The 8,567-nt window shown below is 74.8% G+C and carries 10 protein-coding genes; 5 read left to right on the top strand and 5 right to left on the bottom strand.

Annotated features, from left to right (window positions below):
* Positions 1–109 precede the first annotated feature (109 nt).
* Genes ABD308_RS28800 through ABD308_RS28790 form a run of 3 tightly spaced genes read left to right on the top strand, consistent with a single transcriptional unit; the run spans position 110 to position 3,491 of the window.
* Positions 110–1,357, top strand: a complete 1,248-nt coding sequence (locus tag ABD308_RS28800; protein ID WP_344340722.1) for a cobalamin biosynthesis protein CobG — start codon at positions 110–112, stop codon at positions 1,355–1,357.
* Positions 1,354–1,980 (top strand): precorrin-8X methylmutase, encoded by a 627-nt coding sequence (locus ABD308_RS28795; RefSeq protein ID WP_344340719.1) that lies wholly within the window; start codon positions 1,354–1,356, stop codon positions 1,978–1,980. The genes ABD308_RS28800 and ABD308_RS28795 overlap by 4 nt, the downstream gene beginning before the upstream one ends.
* A complete protein-coding gene (locus tag ABD308_RS28790) occupies positions 1,977–3,491 on the top strand; it encodes a precorrin-2 C(20)-methyltransferase (RefSeq protein ID WP_344340716.1) in 1,515 nt (504 codons plus the stop codon). The genes ABD308_RS28795 and ABD308_RS28790 overlap by 4 nt, the downstream gene beginning before the upstream one ends.
* A 46-nt stretch (positions 3,492–3,537) precedes the next feature.
* Here the strand turns inward: ABD308_RS28790 and ABD308_RS39790 are convergent, their stop codons facing one another.
* Complete coding sequence (locus ABD308_RS39790) at positions 3,538–3,633, bottom strand: type II toxin-antitoxin system RelE family toxin (protein ID WP_425554873.1); 96 nt, start codon at positions 3,631–3,633, stop codon at positions 3,538–3,540.
* An 86-nt stretch (positions 3,634–3,719) separates the two neighbouring features.
* Positions 3,720–3,983, bottom strand: coding sequence for a type II toxin-antitoxin system Phd/YefM family antitoxin (locus ABD308_RS28780; RefSeq protein WP_344340713.1), 264 nt, complete (start codon positions 3,981–3,983; stop codon positions 3,720–3,722).
* Between the two features lie 115 nt (positions 3,984–4,098).
* On the opposite strand from ABD308_RS28780, the gene ABD308_RS28775 reads away from it, so the two are divergent.
* On the top strand, positions 4,099–5,229 hold the full coding sequence (locus ABD308_RS28775; protein ID WP_344340710.1) for a cobalt-precorrin-5B (C(1))-methyltransferase: 1,131 nt from the start codon (positions 4,099–4,101) through the stop codon (positions 5,227–5,229).
* 149 nt (positions 5,230–5,378) lie between these two features.
* Positions 5,379–6,908 carry a UDP-N-acetylglucosamine 1-carboxyvinyltransferase gene (locus ABD308_RS28770; RefSeq protein ID WP_344340707.1) on the top strand — a complete coding sequence of 510 codons (1,530 nt, stop codon included), beginning with the start codon at positions 5,379–5,381 and terminating at the stop codon, positions 6,906–6,908.
* Positions 6,909–6,970: 62 nt separating this feature from the next.
* Here the strand turns inward: ABD308_RS28770 and ABD308_RS28765 are convergent, their stop codons facing one another.
* The 3 genes from ABD308_RS28765 to ABD308_RS28755 all read right to left on the bottom strand — a co-directional run.
* Positions 6,971–7,477, bottom strand: coding sequence for a protein-tyrosine phosphatase family protein (locus ABD308_RS28765; protein ID WP_344340704.1), 507 nt, complete (start codon positions 7,475–7,477; stop codon positions 6,971–6,973).
* A 27-nt stretch (positions 7,478–7,504) separates the two neighbouring features.
* The gene (locus tag ABD308_RS28760) at positions 7,505–8,038 is read right to left on the bottom strand and encodes a DinB family protein (RefSeq protein ID WP_344340701.1); all 534 of its coding nucleotides are present in this window, start codon (positions 8,036–8,038) and stop codon (positions 7,505–7,507) included.
* A gap of 40 nt (positions 8,039–8,078) precedes the next feature.
* A partial coding sequence (locus tag ABD308_RS28755) for a precorrin-6A/cobalt-precorrin-6A reductase (RefSeq protein ID WP_344340698.1) occupies positions 8,079–8,567 on the bottom strand: 489 nt, incomplete at its 5' end.

The raw sequence follows: 8,567 nt of genomic DNA, 5'->3' as shown, positions 1-8,567 counted from the left end.
GGGGTACGGCCGGGCCGGGGGAGTGCGGGTCGCGAGGGCGCCGCACGGGGCCGTGGGTGTGAGCGACGGGACGGCGGCAACCCATCGGATCATCTGTATGCTCGCCGCCATGCCTCCCGAACCCGACGCCGTCGCGCCGGGCGCCGCCGTGCCCGACCGGGCGCGTCCGGACGCCTGCCCCGGGGCCCTTCGTCTGCACCCCGCCGACGACGGCGCCCTGGCCCGGGTCCGGCTGCCCGGCGGCCTGCTGACGACCCGTCAGGCGCTGGCGCTGGCCGACGCGGCGCGCGAACTCGGCGACGGCCGGCTGGAGATCACCTCGCGCGGCAACGTCCAGCTGCGCGGCCTGGCTTCGGACTGCGGCGGCGAACTCGGCGGGCGGCTGCGCGCCGCCGGCCTGCTGCCCTCCGACACCCATGAGCGGGTCCGCAACATCGTCGCCTCGCCGGGCCCCGCCGCCGGTCTCGGCGACGTGCGGGCCTGGGCGCGCTCGCTCGACCAGTCCCTGTGCGCCAGCCCCTGGGCGACGGCGCTGTCCGGCAAGTTCCTGTTCGCCCTGGACGACGGCAGCGGCGACGTCGCCGCGCTGGACGCCGATGTGACATTGATCGCAGGCCCCGACGGCACCGCCCTGCTGCGCCTCGGCCGGGCCGCCACCGTGCGGCCGGTGCCCGCCGGGCAGGCGGTCTACGCGGCGCTGGACGCCGCCCACGAGTTCCTGGACGCCCAGCGCGCCGCCGGGGTGCGGGCCTGGCACCTGCGCGAGGCGCCCGACCTGCTGGACCCCGGCCCGCTGCCGCTGCCCGTGCTGTCCGGCACCCGCCCGCCGCTGGGCGCCCTGCCGGGAAGCGGGCCGCAGGTGGGCCTGTACGCGGGCCTGCACGTCGGCCTGCGTTTCGGCCTGGCCACGGCCGGTCAGTGGCAGGTCCTGGCCGACGCCGCGGAGGGCGAGCTGCGGCTCACCCCGTGGCGCGGCGTGGTGCTGCCCGGCGCGCCCGCCGAACGGCTGGCCGCGCTCGCGGCGGCCGGCTTCCGGACCGCGGGCGGCACCGCCTGGGACGGCGCGAGCGCCTGCACCGGGCTGCCGGGCTGCGCGAAGTCGCTGGCCGACGTCCGGGCCGACGCCGCCCGGGCGCTGGACGGCGCCCCGGCGAACCCCGGCGGACTGCCGGTGCACTGGTCGGGCTGCGAGCGCCGCTGCGGCCACCCCGCCGGACGGCGGGTGGACGTGCTGGCGACCGGGCAGGGGTACCGGGTGGCGCTGGAAGGCGCGCCGCCGGGGCGGGACACCGCCGTGGAAGTGACGAACGAGGAGATGGCCGCGGCGGTCGCCGCGGCCCGGAGGACCACCACGTGATCGACTACGAGAAGGACGGCGCGTCCATCTACCGCCAGTCCTTTGCCACCATCCGGGCCGAGGCCGACCTCGCCGCGCTGCCCGCGGACGTCTCCCAGGTCGCGGTGCGGATGATCCACGCCTGCGGCATGGTCGACCTGGTCGAGGACCTGGTGTACTCGCCGGGCGTGGTCGCCTCCGCGCGCGCCGCCCTGCGCGCCGGGGCGCCGATCCTGTGTGACGTCAACATGGTCGCCAGCGGCGTCACCCGCAAGCGGCTGCCCGCCGACAACGAGGTGATCTGCACCCTCACCGACCCGTCCGTGCCCGAGCTGGCCCGGGCGATGGGCAACACCCGCAGCGCCGCCGCGATGGAGCTGTGGCTGCCCCGCCTGGAGGGCGCCGTGGTCGCCGTCGGCAACGCGCCGACCTCGCTCTTCCGCCTGCTGGAGCTGATCGAGGCCGGCGCCCCGCGCCCGGCCGCGGTGATCGGCGTGCCGGTCGGCTTCATCGGCGCGGCCGAGTCCAAGGAGGCGCTGGCCGCCCACCCGGCGGGCCTGGAGCACCTGGTGGTCCGCGGCCGGCGCGGCGGCAGCGCGATCGCCGCCGCCGCGATCAACGCGATTGCGAGCGAGGAAGAGTGACGGACAATCAGAGGACCGGCCGGCTCTACGGGGTCGGCCTCGGCCCAGGGGACCCCTCGCTGGTGACCGTGCGCGCCGCCGAACTCATCGGCAAGGCCGACGTGGTGGCGTACCACAGCGCCCGGCACGGCCGCTCGATCGCCCGGACCATCGCCGAGCGCTATCTGACGGGCGGTCAGATCGAGGAGAAGCTGGTCTACCCGATCACCGTCGAGACCACCGACCACCCCGGCGGCTACCGGGGCGCGCTGGACGACTTCTACGAGGAGGCCGCCGCCCGGCTGGCCGCCCACCTGGACGCCGGACGCGACGTCGTGGTGCTCGCCGAGGGGGACCCGTTCTTCTACGGCTCCTACCAGCACATGCACAAGCGCCTGGCGCACCGCTACCCGACCGAGGTGGTGCCCGGCGTGACCTCGGTCAGCGCCGCCGCCGCCCGGCTCGGCCAGCCGCTCACCGAGGCCGAGGAGACGCTCACCGTCATCCCCGGCACGCTGCCCGAGGAGGAGCTGACCGCGCGGCTGGCCGCCGCCGACTCCGCCGTCGTCATGAAGCTCGGCCGCACCTTCCCGACCGTGCGCCGCGCCCTGGAGCGGGCCGGCCGGCTGGCCGACGCCCAGTACGTCGAGCGGGCGTTCATGGACGGCGAGCGGACCGCGCCGCTGGCCTCGGTCGACCCCGAGGGCGTCCCCTACTTCTCGGTGGCCGTGCTGCCCAGCAAGGTCGCCCCGCTGGAGCCCGCGGCGCCCGACCTGAGCGGACCGGGCGACGTCACGGTCGTCGGCACCGGGCCCGCCGGACCGCTCTGGCTCACCCCGGAGGCGCGCGGCGCCCTGGCCGCCGCCACCGACCTGGTCGGCTACACCACCTACCTGGACCGGGTGCCGGTGCGGCCGGGCCAGACCCGGCACGGCTCCGACAACAAGGTGGAGTCCGAGCGCGCCGAGTTCGCCCTGGACCTGGCCCGGCGCGGCCACCGGGTGGTGGTGGTCTCCTCCGGTGACCCGGGCGTCTTCGCGATGGCCACCGCCGTCCTGGAGGTCGCCTGCGAGGAGGCCTACCGGGAGGTCCCGGTGCGGATCGTCCCCGGCATGACCGCCGCCCACGCGGCCGCCTCCCGGGCCGGCGCCCCGCTCGGCCACGACTACGCGGTGGTCTCGCTCTCCGACCGCCTCAAGCCCTGGGAGGTCGTCGCCGCCCGCCTGCGCGCCGCCGCCGAGGCCGACCTGGTGCTCGCCCTCTACAACCCCGGCTCGCAGTCCCGCACCACCCAGGTCGGCCGCGCCCGCGACCTCCTCCTGGAGTACCGGGCCCCGGAGACCCCGGTGGTGATGGCCCGCGACGTCGGCGGACCCACCGAACGCGTCCGCACCGTGCGCCTCGCCGACCTCGACCCCGCCGAGGTCGACATGCGCACCATCCTCCTCATCGGCTCCTCCCAGACGCGGCACGTCCCCCGCGCCCCCCACCCCGACGTCACCTGGACCCCCCGCCGCTACCCGGAGGCCTGAGCAACCGGTGCGGAAGGCCGCCCGGCCTTCCGCACCGGAACCCGGATCAGTCGCGGTAGATGCCGGAGCGGTGGCAGACCCGTACGACCAGAACCGGCCGCCGGCCGCCGTCCACGGTGTAGATGACCCGGTGGTCTCCCACTCGCAGACGGCGGTATCAGGTGAGCCGACGAGCCCGGTGGTGTGGAATCCGTACGGGTCGTGCTCCAGCTCGGCGGGTGTGGTACTTCACTCGGGCCTCGCCAGGGTCTCGGCCATGACCTCTTCCAGCGAGTACGTCGATTCAGCACGGCGCTCCTCGATGAGGCGCACCAGCTCCTGCTCCTCCCACCGCCGGTACTCGCGCAGCAGCTCCATCGGGACGACGGCGGCCACCTCCCGTCCGCGCCGGGTGATCACCGTCGGCTCGTCCCGCTCCGCGCGGTCGACCACGGCGGCGAGGTGCTCACGCGCCTCGCGAATCGATACGGTCTGGACAGGCTGCTCGCTCATGCTTCGAGCGTACGAAGCGTTCCAGGTGTACACAATTGCCCTCGGCGTTCTCGGCACGGGCGGGCCGGGGGCCGTAGGGTCTCGATCGGCAATCGGAATCAGGGAGCGGTGCGGCATGGGCGAGGTCGGCGGGCGGGCCGGGCAGCTGAGGAGCAGCGGGCTGCGGCACGGCTGGACGACCGGGGCGTGTGCCACGGCGGCGACCAAGGCGGCGTACCGGGCGCTGCTCACGGGGGAGTTCCCGGATCCGGTGGAGATCGTGCTGCCGAAGGGGCAGCGGCCGGCGTTCGCGCTCGCGGTGGAGGGGGTCACCGAGGGGGCCGGCGGGCGGCGGGCGATGGCCGGGGTGGTGAAGGACGCCGGGGACGACCCCGACGTGACGCACGGCGCCCTGGTGCGCTCCACGGTGTGGGCGGGGGAGCCCGGGGCGGGCGTGGTGTTCCGGGCCGGGCCCGGGGTGGGCACCGTCACCAAGGCCGGGCTGCCGCTCGCGGTCGGCGAGCCGGCCGTCAACCCGGTGCCCCGGCAGCTGATCCGGGAGGTGGTCGCCGAGGTGGCGGCCGAGTGCGGCGGCAGCGGGGACGTGGTGGTGGAGATCTCCGTCGACAACGGAGAGGAGATCGCCCGCTCCACCTGGAACCCCCGGCTGGGCATCCTCGGCGGGCTCTCCATCCTCGGCACCACCGGCGTGGTCGTCCCCTACTCCTGCTCCGCGTGGATCGACTCGATCCGGCGCGGGGTGGACGTGGCGCGGGCCGCCGGCCGCACCCACGTGGCCGGCTGCACCGGCTCGACCTCGGAGAAGGTGGCCGTCGCCGTGCACGGCCTGCCCGAGGACGCGCTGCTCGACATGGGCGACTTCGCGGGCGCGGTGCTCAAGTACCTCAAGCGCCACCCGGTGCCGCGCCTGACCATCGCCGGCGGCTTCGCCAAGCTCTCCAAGCTCGCCGCCGGCCACCTCGACCTGCACTCGGCGCGCTCCCAGGTGGACAAGGGCTACCTGGCCCGGCTCGCCCGCGAGGGCGGCGCGGACGAGGAGTTGACGGCGGCCGTCGCGGCGGCCAACACCGCGCTGGAGGCGATCCAGCTCTGCCGGGCGGCCGGGGTGCCGCTGGGCGACCTGGTGGCCGAGGCCGCGCGGGCCACCGCGCTCGGGGTGCTGGTCGGTTCGCCGGTCGCGGTCGACGTCATCTGCGTCGACCGGGCCGGGACGATCGTCGGCCGCGCGGAGCCGCTCGGGCCCTGACGCGGGCGGCGTTCCGTCTCAGGCGTGTCCCAGGAACTTCGCCATGATGTGAAGATCTGACGCTCATACGGGGTGAGAAACGGACAAATGTAGCGCCACGCCCGGGGTCGGTTCTGTCGCTATCTCAGCCATGAGATATGGTCTGGCGAGTGACAGGCGACTACCTCACCCGTATCGGCACCCTCATCCGTACCGCGCGTCAGCACCGCGGCTGGTCCCAGGCCCAGCTCGGCGAGGCCCTCGGCACCAGCCAGAGCGCGGTCAACCGCATCGAACAGGGCAAGCAGAACGTCAGCCTTGAGATGATCGCGCGCATCGGCGAAGCGCTCGACAGCGAGATCGTCTCCCTCGGCTACGCGGGGCCGATGCACCTGCGGGTCGCCGGCGGCACCACCCTCTCCGGTGCGATCGACGTCCGCAGCAGCAAGAACGCCTGCGTGGCGATCCTCTGCGCCTCGCTGCTGACCACCGGCCGCACCACCCTGCGCAGCGTGGCCCGCATCGAGGAGGTCTACCGCATCCTTGAGGTGCTCACCAGCATCGGCGTCAAGAGCCGCTGGATCAACGACGGCCGCGACCTCGAACTCACCCCGCCCGTCGAGCTCGACCTCGCCGGCATGGACGTCGAGGCCGCCCGCCGCACCCGCAGCGTGCTGATGTTCCTCGGCCCGCTGATGCACCGCGCCGACACCTTCGCCATCCCCTACGCCGGCGGCTGCGACCTCGGCACCCGCACCGTCCAGCCGCACCTCACCGCGCTGCGCCGGTTCGGCCTGGAGGTCGCCACCACCGGCGGCGCCTACCACGCCTCCGTCCAGCCCGGCGTCCCGCTGGACCGCCCGATCGTGCTGACCGAGCGCGGGGACACCGTCACCGAGAACGCCCTGCTCGCCGCCGCCCGCCACGACGGCGTCAGCGTCATCCGCAACGCCTCGCCCAACTACATGGTCCAGGACCTCTGCTTCTTCCTGGAGAAGCTGGGCGTGCGGATCGAGGGCATCGGCACCACCACCCTCACCGTGCACGGCGTCCCGCAGATCACCTGCGACGTCGACTACACCCCGGCCGAGGACCCGGTCGAGGCGATGAGCCTGCTCGCGGCCGCCGTGGTCACCTCCTCCGAGCTGACCATCCGCCGGGTGCCGATCGAGTTCCTGGAGATCGAGCTCGCCGTGCTGGAGGGCATGGGCCTCGACTACGACCGCACCCCCGAGTACCCGGCCCACAACGGCCGCACCCGGCTGGTCGACCTCACCGTGCGCCCCTCCAAGCTCACCGCGCCGATCGACACCATCCACCCGATGCCCTTCCCCGGCATCAACATCGACAACGTGCCGTTCTTCGCCGCCATCGCCGCGGCCGCCCACGGCACCACGATGATCCACGACTGGGTCTACGACAACCGCGCCATCTACCTCACCGAACTCACCCGCCTCGGCGCGGACATCAAGCTCCTCGACCCGCACCGCGTCCTCGTCCAGGGCCCCACCCGCTGGCGCGCCGCCGAGATGGTCTGCCCGCCCGCCCTGCGCCCCGCCGTCGTCATCCTCCTCGCGATGCTCGCCGCCAAGGGCACCTCGGTGCTGCGCAACGTCTACGTCATCAACCGCGGCTACGAGGACCTCGCCGAGCGCCTCAACTCCATCGGCGCCCAGATCGAGACCTTCCGCGACATCTGAGCCACGACCGGTCCCCCCGGACGCCACCGAGGCCGTGGCCGCGCCCGTGCGCGGCCACGGCCTCAGTCGTGGAGACCCGCCAGCAGGTACGCGGTGTCCAGCCCGGTGGTCAGGTAGTCGACGAACAGCGGGTTGTTGAGCGCCCAGGGCGAGCGGCGCTCCCGGACGAGTCCGATGGCGCTTCCGGCCTGGTGGCCGAGCTCGACGAGGGCCTGGGCCGCCACCAGGCCCGAGCGGTTGTAGCCCGAGTGACAGCGGACGAGGGTGCGGCGGCCCTGCCGGACGGCCTGCGCGGTGAGCGTCGCGGCCTCCTGGACGGCGAGCAGCCGGTCGGCCGAGAGCGGGGCGTCGGGCACCTCGCGGACGACGTGCTCCACGTCCGGCGCCGGGCCGTGGCCGGGCAGCGTGAACAGGCTCACGACCAGGTCGAACTCGCCTCCCACGACGGCGGGTTCGAGACCGCCGCCGGGCGGTGTGAAGTAGTGCCCGCCCATCCAGAGGTGCGGGACGATCCTGTTCCAGGGCTCCTGCGGGCCGGGGGGTTCACGGTCCTTCCGCCGGGTTCTCATCGACTCGGTGTCCTTCGCCGTGGGGGGTCATTCGCCGGTGCGGCCGTCGAGGTGTTCGCGCAGGAGGTCGGCGTGGCCGTTGTGGCGGGCGTACTCCTCGATCATGTGGGTGAGGATCCAGCGCAGGGACCAGGTCTGGTCGCCGGCGGGGGCGCGGTAGTGGCCCAGGACGTCCAGGGACGGGGCGGCGGCGACGAGTTCGCGGGCGTGGGCGCACTCGCGGCGCCAGACGGTGAAGGCCTCGTCGGGGTCGGCGTCGGCGGCGTCGAATTCGGCGAAGGTGCCGTCGGGGCGCTTCCAGAAGCCGGGGCGGGCCTCGTTGTTGAGGACGTTGCGGAACCAGCTGCGCTCGACCTCGGCGAGGTGGCGGGTCAGGCCGAGCAGGGAGAGCGTGGAGGGGTGCAGCGGGCGGGCGCGGAGCTGGTCGGTGGTCAGCCCGGCGCACTTCATGGCGAAGGTGTCGCGCTGGAAGTCCAGGAAGGCGGTCAGGGTGGCCCGTTCGTCGCCGGCGGGCGGGGTCGGGGTGCGGGCGGCGTCGGCGAGGTCGTAGGCGTCGGTCATCGGGCCATGGTGGCAGGAACGGGTCCGGCCGGCACGGGAATTAGCGGCCCGCCAGCCAGGCCAGCGCGGCCTCGACGGTCTCCGCGACCGGGACGCCGGGCGGCGCCGGCGGGCGGTCCACGACGACCACGGGCAGGCCGAGTTCGCGCGCCGCGGTGAGCTTGGGCGCGGTGGCCGCGCCGCCGCTGTCCTTGGTGACCACGACGTCGATCCGGTGCTCGCGCAGCACCGCCCGCTCGCCGTCCAGGGTGAACGGGCCGCGGTCGAGCAGGACGTCGAGCGAGGCGGGCAGCGGCGGCTCGGGCGGGTCGACCGAGCGGGCGGTGAAGTGCAGGCCGTCGAGGTGGGCGAAGGCGCCGATGCCCTGGCGGCCGCTGGTGAGCAGCACCCGCCGGCCGAGGGACGGCAGCAGGTCCGCCGCCTCCGCGAGGGAGGGGACGCGGTGCCAGCGGTCGCCCTCCACCGGCGCCCAGCCGGGGCGGTGCAGGACGAGCAGCGGGACGCCGGTCGCCGCGGCGGCCTCGGCGGC

Origin of the sequence: Kitasatospora putterlickiae (assembly GCF_039527695.1) — a bacterium.
GTDB classification, from domain to species: domain Bacteria; phylum Actinomycetota; class Actinomycetes; order Streptomycetales; family Streptomycetaceae; genus Kitasatospora; species Kitasatospora putterlickiae.
This window is presented reverse-complemented; position numbering and strand designations above follow the sequence as displayed.